Source organism: Neobacillus sp. SRL179 (genome assembly GCF_984799095.1).
In genome coordinates, this window is the sequence record NZ_OZ481792.1 from 2,034,424 (window position 1) to 2,056,766 (window position 22,343).

Below are 22,343 nucleotides of genomic sequence, written 5' to 3' on the forward strand. Positions count from 1 at the left end.
TCACACTTATGTAATAGGAGGGGTGTTGTGTGAAGGTTATAGGGAAAAGTGTTTTCCGTAAGGATGCAGAGGAAAAGGTAACGGGCCGGGCAATGTACACGAATGACTATCAATCCATTCCGATGCTGTCAGGAAAAATTGTCATTAGTCCCTATGGTCATGCAAGGATTGTAAATATTGATACCAAAGAAGCCGAACAAGTTCCGGGTGTTAGAGCCATTCTCGCTGGGAAGAGTTTTCCGTTAACTGGGGAAGCAATCCGTGACAGACCACCTCTTGCTGTTGATAAGGTCCGTTATCATGGTGAACCTGTAGCGCTTGTTGTTGCCGATAATCCCGTACAAGCAAAGCAAGCAGCAGACCTGATAAAGGTCCATTATGAACTATTGCCAGTGGTGAATACACCAACTCAAGCTTTTCAGAAGGATGCCCCACTTGTCCATGAACAATTAGGGGAATATGAAAAAGAACCTGATTCCTACCCGGTGCCTGGCACTAATATTGCGACACATATAAAAATCCGTAAAGGTTTCATGGAGCAGGGCTGGGCAGAAAGTGATACGAAGGTGGAAGCGAGCTTTTCCTTTTCCCCCTCCGATCATGCCGCAATGGAGACAAGATGTGCAACTGCGGAAGTGAAACCAGATGGAACTATTATCATTATGACATCGTCACAAGCCCCTTTTATGGTAAAACAGCTGATTACAAAGTTCTTTAACGAGGACATGGGGAAAATTATCGTTCATACCCCTCTCGTCGGAGGAGCCTATGGAGGGAAGGCAGCAGTACAGTTAGAAATCCTTGCTTACTTAGCTTCAAAAGCTGTCGGGGGAAAACCTGTTAAGGTTTTTAATACAAGGGAAGAAGATATGATTACCTCACCATGTCACATTGGATTAGATGCTACGGTTAAATTAGGAGCTGATAAATTCGGAAAAATAAAAGCCGCTGAAATTGTCTTCTTATGGGACGGCGGTGCCTATTCTGATAAAGCCATTGATGTGACTAGAGCAGGGGCTGTCGACTGTACGGGACCGTATAATATTGAAAATGTCTGGTGTGACTCCTATTGTATGAACACGAATCATCCCTATGCGTCCCCCTTTAGAGGTTTCAGTCATTCTGAACTATCATTTGTGATTGAACGTACGATGGATATACTAGCGCAAAAATTAAATATGGACCCATTAGAACTTAGATATATAAATGCTATTCAACCAGGAAACACGACACCAACAAGAGTATTACTGAATAATAGCAATGTGGGAAACCTACAAAAGTGTATTGAGAGAGTGAAAGAATTAATCAAGTGGGAAGAAGGCGCTGTAAAAGAAGTAAATGAACGGTTGGTACGTGTAAAAGGCGTCAGTTGCAGCTGGAAAACGTCAACGATTGATGCGAATGCGCCTTCAGGAGCCATAATAACCTTTAACCGCGATGGCAGTCTTAATTTAATGTCAGGTGTGATAGAAATTGGTACTGGAACAAAGACGATTTTGGCACAAATTCTTGCAGAAAAGCTCCAGATGGATGTAGATAAAATTCATGTCCGAATGGAGGTAGATACACAAACAACTCCAGAACATTGGAAGACCGTCGCCAGTCGGGGCACATTCATGGGTGGGCGAGCCGTTTTAAATGCTGCGGAAGATGTTATTATGCAAATAAAAGAGGTTGCTTCTTGTGTTCTTAGGGCACCTAAGGAAGACTTGGAAGTAGCGGATAGCAGGGTCTTTTTACGAGACGATCCTTTAATCGGTCTTGATTTTAAGGATGTAGTCTATGGATATCAATATCCCAATGGAAATGCCATTGGCGGGCAAATCATTGGAAGGGGGAAGTATATTCTACGTCACATGACCCACTTGGATCCGGAAACTGGCGCCGGTAAACCGGGTCCTGAATGGACAGTAGCAGCTTACGCAGTGGAAATTGAGTTTGACAGGCGGAATTATACGTACCGTTTACTGAAGGCGTGTACAGTTGTTGATATTGGGAAAGTGATGAATGAGAAAGCAGCCCTTGGTCAGGTGATGGGCGCGATGAGTATGGGGCTCGCCTTTGCGGGAAGAGAAACGTTTTATTTTGATGAATTAGGCCGTGTTTTGAATCCCCAGCTTCGTACCTACCGGCCGCTCAGGTATGGTGAAAATCCCGAATACCTAGTGGGCTTTGTGGAAACTCCACAGTTGGATGGACCGTTTGGTGCACGGGGGGTAGGGGAACATGGATTAATGGGAATGCCAGGTGCACTTGGGAATGCCCTATCAGTGGCTGCAGGCGTCTCACTGCACAATCTGCCCTTGCTTCCTGAATTAATTTGGAAGGCAAAGGAGGCAAAACGGAATGCTTCCCTTTGATTTTGATTACTTTCGGCCTATAAGCTTAATGGAGGCAATCGAGTTATATCGAACCTTAGACGAACAAGGAAAACAGCCGATGTATTTTGCAGGAGGTACAGAATTAATAACTCTCGGGAGAATTGATTTAGCTTATACTGAAGCTGTAATTGATCTCAAAGACATTCCAGAATGCAAGGTCATGGAAATGAGAGGAAATCATTTGCTTTTAGGCAGTACACCCTCCCTCACACAAATAGAAGAAGCGAATCTGTTTCCGTTACTAACGAAAACTGCTAGTGAAGTGGCCGACCATACCGCACGTGGGAAAATTACTTTAGGCGGCAATATATGCGCACGAATTTTTTATCGTGAAGCCGTTTTACCCTTTTTATTAGCGGATAGCATGGTGATGATTGTAGGGCATGAAGGAAAGAAGATTACTCCCATCAACCAACTATTCCAAGAACATCTCCGCTTGCAAAACGGGGAATTTTTAGTGCAAATCGCAACAGAAAAGAAATATATTAACGCCCCATTCTTTACAGTAAAGCGCAGGCAGCAATGGAACACTGGTTATCCTTTAATTACGCTTGCAGCCCTTAAAGTTGAAAACCAGATTCGGGTGGCTATCAGTGGCTTGTGCCCGTTTCCATTTCGCTCATTTATGGTGGAGGAGGCTTTAAATCATTACGGCCAGTCTGCTGATTCAAGGATAAACGAGGCTTTGGACAAATTGCCTGCACCCATTTTAGACGATGTCGAGGGCTCAGCGGAATACCGTTTATTTGTTTTACGGAATCTGCTCTCTGATGCACTCGCGGTTTTGTAGCAAGTCCTATGCAGGATGGATGATGAAAGGGGGAAGGGACCCATGAATACCCACACCATTACACTAAATATAAATGGGGAAGCACATAGCCTTACGGTTAGGGGGGCGGATTCACTTTTATATATCTTAAGGACTAAACTAGGCCTGACTGGTGCAAAGCCAGGCTGTTTAAATGGGGACTGCGGAGCTTGTACGGTTCAGGTTGACGGCTGGCCAATGAAATCATGTTTAATGCTTGCCGTGGAAGCAGTGAATCAAAAGGTGACAACCATTGAAGGGTTACAAAATACTCCCATCCAAAAAGCGTTTATCGAGGAATTTGCCTTCCAATGCGGATATTGTACCCCTGGTTTTATCATGAATTGTCACTCGTTAATTAACCAGCATCCCGATGCCAATGATCAAACCCTTAAAGAATGGCTGGAATCAAATATTTGCCGCTGCACTAGCTACATTGAAATTGAAGCAGCCGTAAAGTCAGTTTTAAAAAAATCAAACTAGACTATTTATTTTTTCGTTTCATTTGGAAATAAGTATCTAAAACACGGCGGCCGATCTTGAGGTTCACATGATTGTCATCTTTGCCATCATAAGCCCAGGGAACAAGTACTGCCATGGCAACCTCTGGATGTGAACTTGGTGCATAACTTACCAGGCTTAAATTCATGACAGGCGGTGGTTCTTTGCCAAAGTGGCTGCGTAATGGTCCATCATAAAAGGCCTCGGCTGTTCCTGTTTTTCCGGCAGGTGTGTAATGAACACCCTGAAAAAATTTAACGGCCGTCCCACCTGGTTCCTGCATAACTTTTTTAAAGCCTAATTGCACCCGCTTCATCCATTCCTTTTTCATATCAATTGTATTAAGGACGGTTGGATTGATTTCTTTAAGAACGGGCCCAAGCTCATTTGATTCATTACCTGGTTCCCGTATTTGTTTGACAACATGTGCCTGCATGCGGTATCCGCCATTTGCAATAGTAGAAATATATTGCGCCAATTGCATGGCCGAATATGTATCATATTGGCCAATGACAAGGTCCAGCAGGTAACCAGGGAGTTTACTTTGCCCTTTAAAGCCAGTTTGTTCATTCGGTAAATCAATTCCCGTTCTCGTTCCGAGTCCAAAGGAAGAAAATGAATTTCTAATGTTCTCGAAAGCCATTTTATTTGTTAAATTTAAGGGCTTGTCATATTCATACTGCCCTTTTCCAATTCTGATTGCCGTATGGAACATATAAACATTTGAAGATTTTTTTAGAGCATTAATTTCATTTATTCTACCTAAATAGGCATATGACTTTTTAATAGGTGTACCTTTTATTTTAATACCCGCATCATCAAAATAAGTACCTAGGGAAATAGCACCGGTTTTATATCCGGTCAAAATAGTTGCTCCTTTTACTGTAGAACCGACGCTATAGGTTGTTGTAAAGGTTCCAAGGGCATCATCTGTCATTTCAGCTTTACCTGTTGCCTGGTTTTTTACAATCTTTTTACCAGACATCGTTAAAACTTCACCGGTATGCGGGTCCATTAATACAACGTAGGCACGATCGGTTAAACGAGATCCAGGTGTTTTTTTTGCTTTCCAAAGTTCTTCTTCAATAATTCGATCAATCGCCATTTGTAAATCCATATCAATCGTTAACACAAGGTCTTTCCCTTTTTTTCCAATTGAAACAGGCTGAGATTCGAGGACGTTACCCAGTTTATCTGTCACATTTTTCATTTTTGATTTATGTCCGTGCAGGATATCCTCATACTGCCATTCTAACTGACTTTTACCGACCCGGTCATTCCTTGAGTAGCCTCGTGCCAAATAATAATTTAATTGATCAGCAGGAAGCCCCTCATCTGCTCTGGTTACATTACCGAGAACGGATCTCAATGTATGTTTGAACACATATAAGCGGTCCCAATCGGTGGTGGTTTCAACCCCTGGCAGTGATTGGAGATTTTCACTTACAACCGCAAATTCCTTTTCCGTGACATTTTCGTTCTTCACAATTTGTGGGATAAACTTATAGCCTTTGCTAAACTCTCGATAGATGGCTAGGATTTCTAGATCTAAATCTGTAAGTTGTTTCAAATCTTCTAGCGTAACCCGTTCCAATTTACGTCTATATAAATCATTATCAGTTAACTTTTTAGCTGCATATAAGTCCAATTCTTGAGGTGTTATTTTGGCTTCAGCTTGCTGTTTATTTTTCATAAGCCAATAATCCCGTTTATCTCGTTCAGAAATCTTATCCGTTTTCATATGAATTAGACCTGCCAACTTTTCAGCTGTTTCAAGCATTACTTTTTGGCTAAACCCTTCATTCATAAAGGAGATAGCACTTTTGGGGACATTATCTACGATAACGTTAAAATTGCGGTCAAGTATTCTTCCTCTTGGAACAGGATGGCTAATGGTGATATCTTCTCTTCGCTCTAAATCTCGTTTGAAATTTTCTCCGTAAACAATTTGAACAAAGCCGAGCCTTAGGATCAAGATAGAAAATAAAACAAACACACTAAAGATGAGCACATTTAATCGGAAAGGAAAATGAGACTTTTTCTTTTTTTGTTTCTCCAATGTCACAGCACGTCCTTTTGACCAAAGTGGTTTCCTATCCAACTACTATTCTTTGCTAGGAAAGGATAAATTTATGCAGTAATTAAGGGAAAAATTGCTGTTTTGATTATAAATGTCTAACAATAATATTTTAAAAGTTTTTCCTTATTTGAATTTTTAATTTATAATGAAAAAAAGATGTAATCATATCAGAACATCTATAAAAAATACATAGGGGGTCGACTAATTGGAACAGAAAATGGTGGAGTCAGCCGGATTACAAGAGACATTAGCACAATTTAAACTCTTAGATGAAAAAATTACCCATTACTCGAGTATCGTCGGTTTAATAGACTGGGATCAAAAGGTAATGGCACCCAAAAAAGGCAGAAATGTTTTTGCAAAAGCAGCAGGGACATTGCGGACTGAGGTTTTTAAATTATCTGTTTCAGAAGAAATGGGAAGGTTATTGGAAACGCTTTCCAATATAGAAAGTAAGAAAGAATTGGATGAAATAACGAAGGCAAAGGTAAGGGAATACAACGAGTATTATCAAAAATCAAAAAGTATTCCGGCAGATCTCTTTCAAGAATATAGTGTTTTAACGGCACAAGCTAATGATGCTTGGGAAGAAGCAAGAGAACACAACGATTTTGCCCGCTATCTTCCATCGTTAGAGAAAATTGTTGAGTTTAAACGGAAATTTGCTGAAATCTTTGGCTATGAAAAACATCCTTACGATGCTTTGTTGGATGAGTTTGAGCCGGGATTAACAGTTGAGAAGCTGGATCCTTTATTTGCTAAATTAAGAGAATCAAGTGTGAAATTGTTAGAAAGAATTAAGCAAAATGGTAAACCTACCGAAGTTTCCGTGTTTGACCAAAGCTTTGATATTGAGAAACAAAAAGAATTTAATCGTTTTATCCTGCCTATTATAGGTTTTGACATGGAGGCTGGCCGCTTAGACGAAACAGTTCATCCCTTTGCCCAGACAGTTACGATTGGCGACGTTCGGTTAACCACCCGTTATTTAGAGAAAAATGTCCGATCTGCTCTGTTCGGTACCATTCATGAAGCAGGCCATGGTATTTATGAGCAGCATGTCAATCCGTTGTTTGAGGAATCGGTTCTCCAAAGTGGTGCCTCATTTGGGATCCACGAATCGCAATCAAGATTTCTGGAAAATATGGTAGGTCGCAGCAGGGAATTCTGGAAATTCTTTTTCCCTGCACTTCAAGAGTATTTTCCAAACCAATTAAAAGATCTATCAGTTGAGGAATTCTATCGTGCCGTTAATACGGTTCAACCATCATTTATTCGAGTGGAAGCCGATGAATTAACCTATAATTTACACATAATGCTCCGTTATGAAATCGAAAAGGCTCTAATTGCTGGGGAGATCGAAGCGAAAGAGTTACCTGAGGTTTGGAACCAAAAAATGCAAGACTACTTAGGAATTACACCACCGACTGACACGCTTGGAGTTCTGCAGGATGTACACTGGTCATTCGGAGGGATTGGTTATTTCCCTTCGTATTCTTTAGGGAATTTGTATGCAGCGCAAATTCTCCATACGATTGAAAAGGAACTGCCAGATCTTTATAAGGAAATTGAAAATGGAAGGTTCGACAATATTCAAGCATGGTTGAAGGAGAATATTCATCAGTACGGGAAACTCTATACACCTAATGAGTTAATTGTCAAAGTGACGGGTGAAGAATTAAATGCAGATTACCTCGTTGACTACTTAGAAAGAAAATATTCAGAAGTTTACAAGCTATAAACTTTTAAGTTACATTGACAACAAATTAAAAGTATAATATAGTAAGAGTAATTAAATATTTCCTTTTTAAAGGGGAGTAGCTGCTACAATAAAGTCGTCATTTCGAGAATGAATATTCTCCGGCTTTATTGGCAACATGGACGTTGTTAGCAAGACCTTTACTTTACTGTAAAGGTCTTGCTTTGTATTTTTAGGCCTTTACTGTGACCAGTAGAGGCCTATTTTTATGGCAATAAGGAGTATTTAAAAAATAAACCTTTTGAGGAGGAATTTTTTATGGATTTTACACTCTTAATGGAATACGGCTGGGTTTTACTTGTTTTAGTAGCATTAGAAGGGCTGTTAGCTGCTGATAATGCCTTGGTACTTGCCATCATGGTCAAACATCTTCCAGAGGAACAACGGAAAAAGTCTTTGTTTTACGGATTAGCAGGAGCATTCGTGTTCCGCTTTGCATCATTGTTTATGATCTCATTTCTTGTGGATGTGTGGCAGGTTCAAGCCATAGGTGCGCTCTACTTAATTTTCATGGCAGGTAATCACATTTTTCGCAAAGTCGTCAAAGGAAAAGCAGCCGAAAATGAAGAGAAAGAAGTTCGAAAAAGCGGCGGTTTTTGGACGACTGTATTTAAAGTAGAAGTAGCTGATATTGCCTTTGCAGTAGACTCGATTCTAGCAGCTGTAGCGATGGCAGTTGTTTTGCCGGATACTCCGCTTCCCAATATTGGCGGGCTTGATGGTGGTAAATTCTTAGTTATTTTTGCCGGTGGAATTATTGGCTTAATCATCATGCGTTTTGCTGCAAATCAGTTTGTAAAGCTATTAGAAAAAAGACCAGGTCTGGAAATAGCAGCCTTCACGATCGTTGGCTGGGTTGGTGTTAAACTGGCTGTCTATACTCTTTCACATCCTGCATTAGCCATATTAAATGAGGAATTTGCCCATTCAACCGAATGGAAAGTAACCTTCTATTTGGTCTTAGTTGCGATTGCCGCAGCTGGTTGGTTTTTTTCAAAAGAACAATCTCCAGAAACAGCAAATTAAAATCAAGATATAAAAAATGAACTCGCCATTTGGCGAGTTTTCCTTTATGCTGTAAGATAGTTAGCTTTATTTTGACATAGTAATGTTAACAAGTGAGATAATAAATATGTTATTGTCTTTTTTTTATTACTTAACCTTGTTTTTCCAATTTACCAAAGAAACACGGTATAATAAGAAATATAAGCGAACAAAGAAAGCAGTATAATTTTAATTTTTTTTGGAGTGATTGATATTATCAGAAATGCTATTCCTAACTTATTTACACTTGCTAATTTATTCTGTGGATTTTTATCATTAATGTACTCTGCTCAAGGTGACTATAAGAATGCAGCGATTCTCATCTTAATTGGGATGATGTTGGACAGTATGGATGGAAGGATTGCTCGAATGCTCCATGTGGAAAGTGATTTGGGGAAAGAACTTGATTCACTTGCAGATATTGTTACATTTGGCGTTGCACCAGCTATGATGGCCTATTATTCCTACTTCTCTTACTTTGGTACGGTAGGGATGGCTGTTGCCGGTCTCTTTCCCTTATTTGGAGCTTACCGGCTAGCCAGATTTAATATAAATGCCGTGAAATCTTCCCTAAAATATTTTACAGGTGTTCCGATTACAGCTGCAGGCGGCTTGTTAACCTTATTAACATTATTTCACGGCAGGATGCTGGGTTTAATCTTTGTGGTTGCCTTTTTTGTTCTCTGTTACCTTATGGTCAGTACCATAAAAATTCCTAGTCTGAAAGAAATCCCACTGCCAAAGTATGGAATTATTATCACCCTTTTTATGGGGGCAGCGATTTACATAGTTTTTAAAAAGGAACAACATCGATTTCCGTATTTCATTTATGTAGCCATTCCGCTGTATATTGCCTTTATAGGCTATCAATTAGTGAAAACAAAAAGAAGGAACGGCTCAAAATAAATTGGGTGTCAGGCACCATTTGGTAATTTTACATGGTGCTAACCTCTTTAATTTGTCCTAGCACACAGTTATATTTGTCTAATTAGGTCGAATCGTGGGATAATAGGAAGGAATACATAATAAGAGGAGAGCATAAGATGAAAGTTAAAATTAATCGAAATGCCGCAAAAGCATTGAAAAAAATGATGGAACAAGAAGGGGCAGAAGGAAAACTTTTCCGAGTTTACGTCACCAATATTCACGGCGATCATGCCCACTATGATTTGATGCTGGATACACCAACTGAAAACGATGAAGTAGTCAAAACAGATAAAGATATTGATTTTATACTTGAGAAAAATGATGAATATTTGGATGGGGTTTGGATTCAATTCTTCCATGTCCCAAAAGAGGAATGGTTAATTACTAATCCAACCAAAGGTGAACACCATCACCACCACCATTAATAACTTGTTATTTAAGCGCTTGGACTTATCCTAGCGCCTTTTTGTTGTTATTTTATTGAAATGGAATAGCTTTTTATTATAAGTCATTTCTATTATGCTTATCATCAAGTTAACATAAAAAAATTATGTTAACTTGAAAATCGAATTTTTGAATAGTAGTGTTCCAAAGTGTTACCTTAATAAGGGAATTCTAAAAGGGGGATATTGACAGAATGGAAACTGCAAAAAAAAATAGGACGATTAAGCTGGTTGCCTTAGATATGGACGGAACACTGTTAAATAATGAAGGAAAGGTATCTGAAGCGAACCGTCAAGCAATCAAGGCAGCACAAGAAAAGGGGGTACATGTCGTTCTTAGTACAGGAAGATCGCTGCTTACGTGTCGAGAACATGCTGATGATTTAGGGCTTACTTCCTACTTAGTAACTGTAAATGGCAGTGAAATCTGGGATGGCAACAGGGGACTTGTTGAGAGAAATCTAGTGAAACCAGAACTTGTGGAATGGATGTGGGACTTATCCAAACAGCACAAAACAAACTTTTGGGCCATCAGCACAGAACGTAATTGGCATAATGAAATGCCCGACGACATCCATAATGTGGAATGGTTGAAATTCGGTTTTTGGACTGACGATGATGCAACCAGAGAACTAATTAAGCAAGTGCTTGAAGACAAGGGAGAGTTTGAATTAAGTAATTCCACCTTGAAGAACATAGAAGTCAATTCAACAGGCATTCATAAGGCTAGGGGTCTGGAAGTTGTTTGCAACAAATTAGGGATTGAAATGGCAAATGTGATGGCCGTGGGTGACAGTTATAATGATTTAATGATGATTAAACATGCAGGACTGGGTGTTGCCATGGGAAATGCACAGGATGTTGTAATAGGGGCAGCAGATTGGATAACTGCCACAAATGAAGAAGATGGTGTTGCTAAAGCAATCCAAAAATGGGTCTTATAGTCCAAAAGTAATGAATTAATATTTTTTGAAATTTAATGGTATATGTGACTGGTAATCGGGTAAAAATATGTAAGCAAGTATTTTTTGCAAAAAATGTTATAGCTACATGCTAGGAGGCTACAAAGAAATGGAACAAGGTAAAGTAAAATGGTTTAACAGTGAAAAAGGATTTGGATTCATTGAGCGTGAAGGCGGAGAAGATGTATTCGTACATTTCTCAGCGATTCAAGGCGAAGGATACAAAACTTTGGATGAAGGTCAAGAGGTTACGTTTGAAATTGAAAATGGACAACGTGGACCGCAAGCGGTTAACGTTCGTAAATCATAAGACCTTACAATAAAACAGACTCCAACATTGGAGTCTGTTTTTCTGTGTCATTTTTTATAGGATATTAGGAATTTTGAATTTCCTTCACCCTGCCTACTTGTCCATCCATAAGTCTTACCTTAATCCCGTGAGGGTGAAAACTGGATTTGGTCAAAATATCTTTTACGACACCAGCTGTAAGCTTCCCTGTTTTTTGGTCCGCTTTTAACACAATTTTGACACGTACTCCAGGATAAAGATCACCTCTATTTTGTCCATTAGACACCCATTTTTCTCCGTGAATTACTCACCTTTTTGGTTTGCTGGCTTTTCATTTTTTTGGCACTTTGAGAGTTTGAGGCACTGGAATTTCCCGTTGCAGCTTTATTCTTTTTATTTTCAAGCTGCTGCTTCATTGCCTCTTGTAAGCTCATTTTCTTTTTTGGTTCTTCATTAGTATTTGTATGGTTTGATTCACTCATGGTACGTCCTCCTAGAAAGTTACTTACATACAGTATAATCTATTTGCTGACAAAAACATATTTATCAAAAAATAATTCAATATTTAAATTTCTTGAGACCATAACGATCATTTACACAAGCTAGTTCCATTAGCGAACGACTATTTTTGTTCTTTTTATACAAATTTCGACACCTTTTTTACTTTTTCCCTATTACACTTATTTCTAGATGCTAGGGGGGAAAGTAGTGTTTAAACATCGATTTGTCATTTTTGCTATATTATTTTTACTCAATCAAAGTATAACCCCATTTTTCGTTCAAGCCAGTGAAGGAGGATCTAACGGGAGGAGGGTAACAAATAGTGAAAAACCATCATTCTCTATGAAAATTTTTGAAAGGAAAGTATTTGGAAGGTTCAATAAACCATTAAGGCCAAATCCAGTAACAGGTAATTTTTATGATTTCCTTTTAAGCTGGCAAAATGTCTCTCAGGGCAAGCCAATCTTTATGATAGAGAAGACTAAACAACCAGAGTTCATAGAACCGATCCGTTTAACTTTTGCTGGTGATGCCATGATGGATTGGTCTGTCAAAGAAACGGTTAAACAAAAAGGACCAGACTACCCATTTATTCAGATTAAAGAAGAACTAGCTTCAAGTGATTTAGGCGTAGTAAATTTAGAAACCGCTATCACCACGGGCGGAACAAAACAAGCAAAGCAATATACCTTTCGGTCAGACCCGACTGCTTTAGCGGGATTAAAAAACGCAGGTTTTCAGCTTGTTAGTCTTGCGAACAATCATTCACTCGATTATGGTCAGACAGGCTTGACAGATACAATCGCTTCCCTAAGGCAGTATCAATTAGATTATATCGGCGGCGGACTTAATCAGGAAGAGGCCTACACGGCAAAAACTTATCGTATTAAAGGGAAAACCATTAAAATACTTGCGTTCTCTAGGGTGCTTCCTGACTATTCGTGGGTGGCAACTGTTACGAGACCAGGACTAGCGAACGGGTATGATCTCAATTTGATTCAATCAACCATTCAAGAAGAAAAAACAGATACGGATTTATTATTTGTCTTTATCCATTGGGGAATTGAAACAAAACGTTCTCCAGAAGCTTTTCAACGGGAATGGGCTAAAAAAATGATTGATTCGGGCGCTGATGTGATTATTGGAAGTCACCCACATGTATTACAAGGATTCGAATATTATAAAGGGAAGCCGATTGCCTACTCGTTAGGAAACTTTTTATTTCCCAACTATATTAAGGGTAATGCTGCGCAAACTGGTGTCCTGCATCTAGATATTGATAAGGAAAAAATTAAGATGACTTTTGTTCCCTATCGAATATCAAGAGACCAAATTGTGAAACAAAGCGACAACGAAAAAATGAGAGTGTGGAATGAACTGCAGGGACTATCCTTTGGGGATTTACAGATTCAAAATGGTTTAATCCAAGAAAATCAGACGGTTGCGGAAAATGATAACTAGCGGTTGAAACAGAGGAATTGTTCTCCTCTGTTTTTTGCGAAAAAAAGAATTCTAAAATAATTTACGGAAAGGGTCGAATAATTTAGGAAGGATTTTAAGGGATTTATTAGAATTATATAAATATGACTAAACAAAAAGGGGCGATTAACTTGGGAATCCAAGTAGTAGAGAAAGAAGAAATGAAGGTAGTTGGCTTATCATGGACGGGAACCTTCTCACAGGTAAATACAATCCCGAGTCTTTTTATTAAAATGGAAGAACGCTTGGGGGAGGTGGGCAATAAAACAGATGAACCCATTTTTATCGCACCATTTCACAGCCGTGAGACAGAGTTCACCTACTATGTAACTAAGCCTGTTGAAAGAATTGACGATGTCCCAGATGGAATGGTGGGTTTTACCATTCCAAGTAAAAATTATGTGTTCACTATTCATAAAGGTAAACAAGAGGAAGTAGAACATACTTATGAACGACTGTATACCTGGATGAAGGAATATGGCTATGAACAGGACCACCAAGCATTGAGTTTAGAAATTTATAAGGAAGTGGATCCAATTCAATATGCCGCTGGTGACTTGTATATTGAAATTTATTTACCTATCAAGACTTATAAATCCTAATTGAGACGGATTAATAAGGATAGTACCTGTTGGTTAAAAATTATTCTGAAGTAATATCTATGTGTAAAGGGGTAATTCGCTGCACTGGTCCAATTCCCTTTACTATTTTACTTCAGTATAATAACATGTAATTATATATTTGAATAATTCCTTCGGGGTCAGGTGAAATTCCTAACCGGCGGTGATGAAGCAATAGCTTCTTAGTCCGTGACCCGGTTAACATTTTGTTAAACGGTGGATCTGGTGTAATTCCAGAGCCGACAGTTAAAGTCTGGATGGGAGAAGGAAAACAAGGATTAATGGTAGGGTGAAGTATACCTATTTTTAAGCCTGTATTTCTTATTGTCATTTTTCAAGACCCTAAAGTGAAACATTCTTTAGGGTCTTTTTGTATTATTTTTTTAATTTGATGGTGACCCCCGTGTAAGGAGAAGGAGTGTTTATGTTTACTGGTATCATAGAAGAAATTGGGATGGTGTCAAATATTAAGCGAACTGGCGATTCGTTTGTTTTATCCATTGATGCGAAAAAGATTCTTAATGATGTTCATCTTGGCGACAGCATTGCCGTTAACGGGGTGTGCTTAACGGTCACTTCTTTTTCCAGTAAGTATTTCAGTGTTGATGTTATGCCAGAAACAGTCAAGGGAACCAGTTTAAATAATGTTAAACGGGGCTCGAAAGTAAACCTTGAGCGGGCGATGGCAGCAGGTGGAAGGTTTGGCGGTCATTTCGTCTCAGGTCACATTGATGGAACTGGGATGATTAAAAGAAAGCAGACACTCGAAAATGCTGTTTATTATGAAATTGAGGCGGACCCTGAATTGCTTCAATTTATTATTTTAAAAGGTTCGGTTGCTGTTGATGGGACAAGCCTAACTGTTTTTGAGGTAACGGAACAAAGTTTTACGTTATCAATTATTCCTCATACCTTGTCAGAAACCATATTAAGCCTAAAGGGGCAAGGAGATATCGTCAATTTGGAATGCGATATGATTGGTAAATATGTAGGTCATTTTATCAAAAACCTTGGAAACGATACGCAGCGAAAAAGCAAGTCTGGAATAACAGAAAAGTTTTTAGAGGAAAATGGTTTTTATTAAATTCAGCTTTTTAAAAAGGAGTGATGGTTGTGTTCGATAGTATTGAGGAAGCCTTATCAGATCTAAAAGCAGGTAAAGTTATCATTGTTTGTGATGACGAGGATCGTGAGAATGAAGGCGACTTTATTGCCTTGGCCGAAAAGGCCACACCTGCTGTTATTAATTTTATGGCGACACATGGAAGAGGACTGATATGTGTACCGATTGAAGAAGAATTGGCACAAAAATTGAACTTACATCCGATGGTGGAAAATAACACCGATCCCCATGGAACCGCCTTTACGGTTAGTATTGACCATAAATTTGCAAAAACAGGCATTTCCGCTTTCGAACGTTCAGCTACTGTTTTAAGTTTGCTGGATCCAGAAGCAAAACCCGAGGATTTTAAACGACCGGGTCATATGTTCCCGCTTATTGCCAAAAACGGGGGAGTTTTGCAGAGAATTGGACATACCGAAGCAGCTGTAGATTTAGCTAAATTATGTGATGCTAAACCTGCAGGAGTGATTTGTGAAATCATGAATGAGGACGGAACTATGGCACGTGTTCCCCAGCTTCGCGAAGTTGCGGATAAGTTTAACGTAAAAATGATAATGATCAAAGATTTAGTTGAATACAGAAACAAAAAGGAAGCTTCATCAAACGTTAGGTAAAATATTAACAAAATTTGGAGGTATTATAATGGGACAAATATTTGAAGGGCATTTAGTAGGTTCAGGTTTAAAAGTAGGAATTGTTGTCGGAAGGTTTAATGAGTTTATTACGAGTAAATTATTGAGTGGTGCACAAGATGCCCTTAAAAGACATGGTGTTAATGATACAGACGTTGATGTCGCTTGGGTGCCTGGTGCGTTCGAAATCCCGCTAATTGCTCAAAAAATGGCGAATAGTAAAAAGTACGATGCTGTTATTACGCTTGGGACCGTCATTCGCGGCGCTACTCCTCACTTTGATTATGTTTGTAACGAAGTGGCAAAAGGTGTAGCAGCTATTAACTTAAGCAGTGGCATCCCTGTTGCTTTTGGATTATTAACAACAGAATCCATTGAACAAGCAATCGAGCGTGCTGGAACAAAGGCAGGTAATAAGGGCTGGGATGCAGCGACCGCAGCGATTGAAATGGCTAATTTATGCCGAAATATTGAACAATAATTTTCAACAAAAGATAGGTATTAGAATGATTTCCTTCTAAGCCTATTTTTTTTTGATAAAAAGTTATTGAATGAAATCCTATACAAATAAATTAATTTATATATATAATAGACGTATCATAAAAAAATAACTCGGTAAAACAGGTGCTGAAGTCTGTTACAAGACTTTGAGCTTAATAGGGAAGTTGGTTAAATTCCAACGCGGTCCCGCCACTGTAAATGGGAGCAACCTATAATTGTCACTGTCGAAGGATGGGAAGACATAGGGAGCTATGATCATGAGCCAGGAAACCTGCCTGTTTTTAACACCAACAGCCTACGCGGATAGGAGAGTGTTAAGCAAGAAGCGTATTTTTTGCGTTTCCAACTTAACGTACATAACACTCCTCCTCCTATGGGAGGATTTTTTTATGGAAAAATATCATATCAGGGAGAGAGTAAATGATGTTTAAAAGAAAAATCAATCTGTTATTTGTGTTCCTTCTTTTATTTAGCCTGACAGCTAATGGGTTTCAACTGCAAGTTAACGCAGCGGCTCCAGAAGATGCGGTGACCATTTCGGTACTGGATGACACTGGAAAAGAAATTTATCAAGCACCAGTACCTTTTAATCCAAATGAAACGGCATTGGAAGTATTAAAAAAAGCAGTTAATGATGATATAGATGTGGCGTCAACAGATTATGGTGCCTCCATCAATCGTATTAAAGGTTCTGAAATAAAACCCGAGCATTACTGGGCTTTTTATGTGAACGGATTATTCTCTCAAGTAAACTATGACCTCTATAAAGTCCAAAAAGGGGACCAATTAACATTTACCTATGCCGGCTGGTACGATATGCCTGAAAATGTCGTGTCCTTAAATATCGTAGATCCTAATAATAAGGATTTGACTCCGGCCTTAACCAATATTGGTTTTATCGGACAACCTACTGCGTTACAGCTATTAAAATTAGCAGCAGGTCCACAACAATTGAATTACACGGCATTTACTGTTAATGGCGTGACGGTGAATAGTGACCCAAACAGTTACTTGATAAAGTCTGGTGATAAAATTACTTTTCAATATGACTCATGGGGAGAAAACACGACACCTACTTTGGAGCCTATTCCACAAGAGACTATGAACAGTGCCATTGATCGTGTAAGCGGATATTATAGCACTGAGCAAGTGGATGAGTGGGCGGTTATTTCCTTAAAACAAGTAGGAAAACCCATCCCAGCCAATTATCTATCCACTGTTAAATCACTAGTTAAAGAAAAGCAAGGGAAATTCTCAAGAATCACGGATACTGAACGGTATGCCCTGGGTATTCTTGCTGCAGGCGGAGACCCGCAAAATGTTGAAAGCTTTAATCTAATTCAGGCTATTTATAATGGAAATGTCACCAAACAAGGGTTAATTGGGGTTTCATATGCCTTAAGTACATTGGATAGTGCTAATTTTTCCGTTCCAGATACGGCTCTATGGACAAGACCGAAACTTGTGAGTTACTTAACAGATCGGCAGAATTCAGATGGCGGATGGGCCTGGGATGAGGGTTCAACAAGTGATATCGATACAACGGCGATGATTCTTACAGCACTTGCCCCATATAAGGGACAAGCAGATGTAAAAGATAAAATCAATCTAGCTGTCAATTATTTATCGTCACAATTTCAAGCATCGATAATTGATAATAGTTCTACTGCCGCCCAAGTGATTGTCGCTTTATCGGCATTAGGAATAGATGCTAATAGTTCTTCATTTGTAAAAGATGATCAAGCGCTTGTACCATTTTTCTTATCGTTCCAAAATACGGATGGCGGTTTTGATTACAAAGGTGGAGATCAGAGTGATGCCATGTCAACCTCTCAAGGCATCCAGGGCTTGGCAGCTTACCAACTGTTCTTACAAGGTAAAGGTTCATTATTCCAAATCCCATTAGCAGAACAACCGGTTGAAATCGATCCACCCGTTGTGACAACACCACCGGCAGCACAACAACCGGGAACGGAAACAAATGACGAGACCGTACCGGTAGTCCAAACACCTGTGAATCAATCATCACCTGTGAGTCAAACGCCTGGTCTTGATACAGATAGTCAGGATCTAAAAACAAACGGTAATGCTCTGCCGAATACAGCTACCAATATGTATAACCTGCTTGCAATTGGACTATTGTTGATGATGGCAGGTAGTATCATGTACATCAAGCAAAGAAAGCAAAGGGCTTAACAACAGGATTGCTTACCCTCGCCTGTGTCATCAGGGTGGGGGCAGCCAAAGGAGGGGGCAGCTATGAAAAAAATACTTCAAGTACCAGTTATTTTATTATTCATACTTGTCATGTTTACTTTAACAGGTTGTGGTTCAAGTATTGACAATACGAAGGAAACGAAGAAAGAAACAAAAACAACGGAAGTTGCCAAACAAGTTGATAAGAGCGAAGATAATGTAAAAACTGAAAAACAGGAAACCGGACAAAAGGAGCAGCCATCTACAACTAGTTTGTCCGTGGAAGATAAGAAACCAGAACAGCAGCCAGCCGCTCCAACTACTCCTGTGAATAAAACTGCACCAGCAAGTCAGCCATCAACACCATCTGGCCAAACTAATTCGACAGGGACAACAACGAAGCAGAATTCTGCATCGGCAACAACTAGTACAGCACAAGCAACGCCTGCTGCACCACAAACGAATCCAACGACTCCACCTAAAACAACCACAACCACAGAGAGTCCGAAGCCTGCCACTACGGTCACCCTCTCCATTGTAGGTCCAAAGGAACGCGGGACGATCTTAGGTGCGACAAAGGTTAGTTTTCAGGATGGCGATACCATATTTGATATTATCAAAAGAGAAGCAAATAAAAAGGGGATTGTAGTCGATTCACGGGGAAGCGGAGCGACAGCTTATATTGAAGGTATTGATAATATCTACGAATTTGATTACGGTGTAAAAAGTGGCTGGGTCTTTGAACACAATGGTGTCAGCATCTCGAAAAGTATTGGGATTATAAAGGTCAAAGACGGTGATCGGATTGAATGCTACTATACCGAATAATGTCAGGGGGTCCAAGTGATGAAAAGCAGGTTTGAACATTTTCATCCGCTTGTGTCCTTTCTTTATTACGCAGGGTCTATTGCCCTGCTTATCTTGATGTTACATCCCATTTTTTTAGGTATAGCCGTTATTATTATTTGCTTGATTAATGTGATTCATGACCGTTTAAGTGGAATACGACGGTGGCTGCTTTTTATCGTGACAACCTTTTTCCTGATGTTAATCATGAATCCTATGTTTAATGAAAGGGGACAGCATCTGTTATTTGCCATAAACGAACACCGAATAACCGTAGAAGCGGTGGTCTATGGCGGTATGAATGCCATGTCTATTATTACGATTTTAGCATTATTTGTTTCATTTAACGTGATTATGACACCCAACAAGCTTTTATTTTTATTTTCAAAAATTTTGCCGCAGTTTGCGGTTCTTCTGATGTTGACACTCCGCTTTATACCGCTGATGCGAAGAAGATTGGAAGAAATAACGGTTGTGCAACGCAGTAAAGGAATTACGGTTAGTCAAGGGAATTGGCGGACAAGAGTAAAGACGGGGATGCAATATGTGCAAACACTGTTAACCTACTCTCTTGAAGAAGCAATTCAAACGGCTGATTCGATGAAAGCAAGGGGCTATGGCCAAGGGGCACGATCCTCATATGAATATTTTAAAATCCGAAAATCAGATGTAATCACGATTCTTTTTTTAATAGCACTTTTTTGTTTTATTTTAGTTGGTCGTCTGTCCGGTTTTGGCTATCTTACCATTTATCCAATTATGGAGGCATGGCAGCTGCCATGGGCCGAAGCAAATGTCCTTTTTTGTTATATTATTTTCTTAAGTTTTCCATTAATAGTTGAAGCAGGTGGATGGTTCCAATGGCACTTATCGAATTAAACGATGTCACTTTTAAATATCCTGACTGCACAGAACCTGCCATTAGCCACCTTTCCTTAAAAATAAACAAAGGGCAGTTTGTGGTCCTATTTGGTGCATCAGGTTCCGGAAAAAGTACCCTATTACGTTTACTAAAAAAAGAAATTCAGCCCACTGGCACGCTTACAGGACAGATTATGATTAATGGTCAACTGGTTCAGGAAACAGAGGGGCTCTCCAAGGAAATCGGTTTTGTCTTCCAAGACCCGGAAAATCAGATTGTTGCTGATGATGTGCTGCATGAGCTTGTTTTCGGACTTGAAAATATCGGATTGTCTACTAGTGAAATGAGGAATAGGGTTGCGGAAATGGTTCATTTTTTTGGTGCTGAACCGTTGTTACACCGAAAATCACATGAACTATCCGGTGGTAAAAAACAGCAAATTAACCTTGCCTCTGTGTTGTTGATGCAGCCCAATATCTTACTATTAGATGAACCAACGGCGCAGCTTGATCCAGTTAGTTCACGGGACTTTTTTGATATGTTAAAAAGACTGAATGATGAATTTGGCATGACGATTGTTATTGCCGAGCATCGGTTAGAGGAAGTGTTTACGTTAGCCGATCAGATCGTCATGTTAGAAAAGGGGCGGGTGCAAATTGGCGGAGAGCCAAAAGAAGTCTTGGCAAAGATTTGGAATTCGTCCAATAGAGCATTTGTACCGACTATTCCTGCCTTGTTTTTAAGTAGGAATGGCCAAGGAAGTATCCCATTGACTGTTAAAGAGGGCAGGAATTGGGTTCAACAGGTGGAACCAGTATGGACATCCTTATCTAAGACCCACATAGACTGGCCCAACCCATCTATAAAAGTAAACGTTAAAAACCTCTCATTTCGTTATAATCGAAAAACTGACTTTATCCTGAATGAGCTTAATCTAAGTCTGTATGAAGGTGAGTTTTATGCATTATTAGGCGGAAATGGCTCTGGAAAGTCCACCTTATTAAAGATAGTGGCAGCATTATTGAAGCCGGAACTCGGAAAAGTACTGTATGATGGAAAGCCCTTGAAGGTGAATAAACAACATGAATTATCCAAGTCGATTGGTTACCTGCCGCAAAATCCTAAGTTGTTTTTTCTTCAAGATACTGTTGAGAAAGAAATACAGGAGACGGTGGCAAAATGGGGAATAACCAATCACAGTGAAGTGGACATGCTGTTGCATGATTTAGGGATTGCCCATTTAAAAGCAAGTCATCCTTATGATCTTAGCGGCGGTGAACTTCAAAAGGCAGCCATGGCCTGCTTATTACTTCGAAAACCAGAAGTACTTTTATTAGATGAACCTACCAAAGGGCTCGATCCGATTTCAAAGGAAAACCTTGCAAACCTTCTTCTTTCGTTGAATCGTGATGGAATGACCATTCTTATGTCGACCCATGACGTGGAGTTTGCAGCAAAATATGCAACCAAATGTGGGATGATGTTTCAAGGGGATATTACTTCAGAGGACATTCCAGAGACTTTTTTTAGAGGGAATTTCTTTTATACAACGATGATTCAAAGGTTGTTCCGCGACCATCCAGAAGCAGCTCCAATCACAATGGAGGAGGCACTGCTTAATGGGGAAACATAGGGTTACTATTACTGTTGTTCTGGTTATGGCTATGGCTGTTTTACTAGGAATGACCTATAAATGGGCGGACTCCTATTTATGGGTTAGCTTTGGTCTTGTGATTATTTGTATTGTCCTATTTCTAGTGCGATTTGAAAGTCGTAAGGTCGAACCGAGGGAATTAGTCCTTTTAGCTGTATTAGCGTCGATTGCGGCTGTTGGCAGGATTCCCTTCGCAAGTTTGCCAAGTGTGCAGCCAACAACCTTTGTCATCTTGATGTCAGGTTTCGTTTTCGGGGCAGAGAGTGGTTTTATGATTGGCGCCGTGGCAGCGTTAGCCTCTAATATGATTCTCGGGCAGGGGCCATGGACACCTTGGCAAATGGTGGCTTGGGGTATGGTAGGACTAACGGCAGGACTGTTAAGAAAGACGAGATTAATGAACCTGAAGTCCGGAAGAATCCTCTTTGGGATCATCTGGGGTTATTTGTTTGGCTGGATCATGAACATGTGGGGGTTTCTAGCTATTATTCAGTCAGGAAGTAACGTTGATTGGAAGGCATTTTTGGTCTATATAGTAGGAAGCGCAACCTTTGATACGTTCCATGCCGTTTCTAATGTCGTTTTTCTGCTTGTGTTTGGTGATTTGTGGCTGAAAATATTGACTCGATTTAAAAGGAAGTATGGGTTATTGGAATAACGATATAAATGGGGATTTTATGACTCCCATAGGAAAAGGGAAGCTCATTTTCCATGAATCCAATCCGCATGAATATA

The 22,343-nt window shown here is 39.6% G+C and carries 21 protein-coding genes, 1 pseudogene and 2 riboswitches; of the genes and pseudogenes, 19 read left to right on the forward strand and 3 right to left on the reverse strand.

The window, feature by feature from the left end; translation table 11 throughout:
• Positions 1-29 precede the first annotated feature (29 nt).
• Genes AC4E8C_RS10040 through AC4E8C_RS10050 form a run of 3 tightly spaced genes read left to right on the forward strand, consistent with a single transcriptional unit; the run spans position 30 to position 3,672 of the window.
• Complete coding sequence (locus tag AC4E8C_RS10040; protein ID WP_490211964.1) at positions 30-2,360, forward strand: xanthine dehydrogenase family protein molybdopterin-binding subunit; 2,331 nt, start codon at positions 30-32, stop codon at positions 2,358-2,360.
• Positions 2,347-3,171: an FAD binding domain-containing protein gene (locus AC4E8C_RS10045; RefSeq protein WP_490211965.1), complete on the forward strand. Its 825-nt coding sequence runs from the start codon at positions 2,347-2,349 to the stop codon at positions 3,169-3,171. Before AC4E8C_RS10040 ends, AC4E8C_RS10045 begins: the two co-directional genes overlap by 14 nt.
• Positions 3,172-3,213: 42 nt before the next feature.
• On the forward strand, positions 3,214-3,672 hold the full coding sequence (locus AC4E8C_RS10050) for a (2Fe-2S)-binding protein (protein WP_490211966.1): 459 nt from the start codon (positions 3,214-3,216) through the stop codon (positions 3,670-3,672).
• A gap of 1 nt (position 3,673) precedes the next feature.
• Here the strand turns inward: AC4E8C_RS10050 and AC4E8C_RS10055 are convergent, their stop codons facing one another.
• On the reverse strand, positions 3,674-5,749 hold the full coding sequence (locus tag AC4E8C_RS10055; protein WP_490211967.1) for a peptidoglycan D,D-transpeptidase FtsI family protein: 2,076 nt from the start codon (positions 5,747-5,749) through the stop codon (positions 3,674-3,676).
• A gap of 238 nt (positions 5,750-5,987) precedes the next feature.
• Between AC4E8C_RS10055 and AC4E8C_RS10060 the strand changes: the two genes are divergently transcribed.
• The 6 genes from AC4E8C_RS10060 (at position 5,988) to AC4E8C_RS10085 (ending at position 11,215) form a co-directional block, all read left to right on the forward strand.
• The gene (locus tag AC4E8C_RS10060) at positions 5,988-7,511 is read left to right on the forward strand and encodes a carboxypeptidase M32 (protein WP_490212521.1); all 1,524 of its coding nucleotides are present in this window, start codon (positions 5,988-5,990) and stop codon (positions 7,509-7,511) included.
• A gap of 276 nt (positions 7,512-7,787) precedes the next feature.
• Positions 7,788-8,555 carry a TerC family protein gene (locus tag AC4E8C_RS10065; protein WP_490211968.1) on the forward strand — a complete coding sequence of 256 codons (768 nt, stop codon included), beginning with the start codon at positions 7,788-7,790 and terminating at the stop codon, positions 8,553-8,555.
• A gap of 222 nt (positions 8,556-8,777) precedes the next feature.
• Positions 8,778-9,479, forward strand: coding sequence for a CDP-diacylglycerol--serine O-phosphatidyltransferase (gene pssA, locus AC4E8C_RS10070; protein ID WP_490211969.1), 702 nt, complete (start codon positions 8,778-8,780; stop codon positions 9,477-9,479).
• A 137-nt stretch (positions 9,480-9,616) separates the two neighbouring features.
• Complete coding sequence (locus AC4E8C_RS10075) at positions 9,617-9,925, forward strand: iron-sulfur cluster assembly accessory protein (protein ID WP_490211970.1); 309 nt, start codon at positions 9,617-9,619, stop codon at positions 9,923-9,925.
• Positions 9,926-10,137: 212 nt separating this feature from the next.
• On the forward strand, positions 10,138-10,887 hold the full coding sequence (locus AC4E8C_RS10080) for a Cof-type HAD-IIB family hydrolase (protein WP_490211971.1): 750 nt from the start codon (positions 10,138-10,140) through the stop codon (positions 10,885-10,887).
• 127 nt (positions 10,888-11,014) lie between these two features.
• Positions 11,015-11,215 (forward strand): cold-shock protein, encoded by a 201-nt coding sequence (locus AC4E8C_RS10085; protein ID WP_490211972.1) that lies wholly within the window; start codon positions 11,015-11,017, stop codon positions 11,213-11,215.
• A gap of 64 nt (positions 11,216-11,279) precedes the next feature.
• Here the strand turns inward: AC4E8C_RS10085 and AC4E8C_RS10090 are convergent, their stop codons facing one another.
• On the reverse strand, positions 11,280-11,480 hold the full coding sequence (locus AC4E8C_RS10090) for a YwbE family protein (protein ID WP_490211973.1): 201 nt from the start codon (positions 11,478-11,480) through the stop codon (positions 11,280-11,282).
• Positions 11,473-11,676, reverse strand: coding sequence for a hypothetical protein (locus tag AC4E8C_RS10095; RefSeq protein WP_490211974.1), 204 nt, complete (start codon positions 11,674-11,676; stop codon positions 11,473-11,475). The genes AC4E8C_RS10090 and AC4E8C_RS10095 overlap by 8 nt, the downstream gene beginning before the upstream one ends.
• A 226-nt stretch (positions 11,677-11,902) precedes the next feature.
• On the opposite strand from AC4E8C_RS10095, the gene AC4E8C_RS10100 reads away from it, so the two are divergent.
• The 10 genes and pseudogenes from AC4E8C_RS10100 (at position 11,903) to AC4E8C_RS10145 (ending at position 22,266) form a co-directional block, all read left to right on the forward strand.
• Positions 11,903-13,156 carry a CapA family protein gene (locus AC4E8C_RS10100; protein WP_490211975.1) on the forward strand — a complete coding sequence of 418 codons (1,254 nt, stop codon included), beginning with the start codon at positions 11,903-11,905 and terminating at the stop codon, positions 13,154-13,156.
• Positions 13,157-13,278: 122 nt separating this feature from the next.
• Positions 13,279-13,776 (forward strand): GyrI-like domain-containing protein, encoded by a 498-nt coding sequence (locus AC4E8C_RS10105; protein ID WP_490211976.1) that lies wholly within the window; start codon positions 13,279-13,281, stop codon positions 13,774-13,776.
• Between the two features lie 144 nt (positions 13,777-13,920).
• Positions 13,921-14,067: riboswitch (FMN riboswitch) on the forward strand.
• Between the two features lie 151 nt (positions 14,068-14,218).
• The gene (gene ribE / locus AC4E8C_RS10110) at positions 14,219-14,878 is read left to right on the forward strand and encodes a riboflavin synthase (protein ID WP_490211977.1); all 660 of its coding nucleotides are present in this window, start codon (positions 14,219-14,221) and stop codon (positions 14,876-14,878) included.
• Positions 14,879-14,907: 29 nt separating this feature from the next.
• Positions 14,908-15,510 (forward strand): annotated as a pseudogene (gene ribB / locus AC4E8C_RS10115) (3,4-dihydroxy-2-butanone-4-phosphate synthase); the annotation flags it as partial.
• A 49-nt stretch (positions 15,511-15,559) separates the two neighbouring features.
• Positions 15,560-16,030 (forward strand): 6,7-dimethyl-8-ribityllumazine synthase, encoded by a 471-nt coding sequence (gene ribH, locus AC4E8C_RS10120; RefSeq protein ID WP_490211978.1) that lies wholly within the window; start codon positions 15,560-15,562, stop codon positions 16,028-16,030.
• Between the two features lie 125 nt (positions 16,031-16,155).
• Positions 16,156-16,343: riboswitch (cobalamin riboswitch) on the forward strand.
• Between the two features lie 127 nt (positions 16,344-16,470).
• Entirely contained in the window at positions 16,471-18,246 is a 1,776-nt protein-coding gene (locus AC4E8C_RS10125) for a DUF4430 domain-containing protein (protein ID WP_490211979.1), read from the forward strand.
• A gap of 63 nt (positions 18,247-18,309) precedes the next feature.
• The gene (locus AC4E8C_RS10130; RefSeq protein ID WP_490211980.1) at positions 18,310-19,074 is read left to right on the forward strand and encodes a DUF4430 domain-containing protein; all 765 of its coding nucleotides are present in this window, start codon (positions 18,310-18,312) and stop codon (positions 19,072-19,074) included.
• A gap of 18 nt (positions 19,075-19,092) precedes the next feature.
• Entirely contained in the window at positions 19,093-19,971 is an 879-nt protein-coding gene (locus AC4E8C_RS10135) for an energy-coupling factor transporter transmembrane component T (protein WP_490211981.1), read from the forward strand.
• Complete coding sequence (locus AC4E8C_RS10140) at positions 19,953-21,587, forward strand: ABC transporter ATP-binding protein (protein ID WP_490211982.1); 1,635 nt, start codon at positions 19,953-19,955, stop codon at positions 21,585-21,587. Before AC4E8C_RS10135 ends, AC4E8C_RS10140 begins: the two co-directional genes overlap by 19 nt.
• Positions 21,574-22,266 (forward strand): ECF transporter S component, encoded by a 693-nt coding sequence (locus tag AC4E8C_RS10145; protein WP_490211983.1) that lies wholly within the window; start codon positions 21,574-21,576, stop codon positions 22,264-22,266. The genes AC4E8C_RS10140 and AC4E8C_RS10145 overlap by 14 nt, the downstream gene beginning before the upstream one ends.
• Positions 22,267-22,343: the final 77 nt, after the last annotated feature.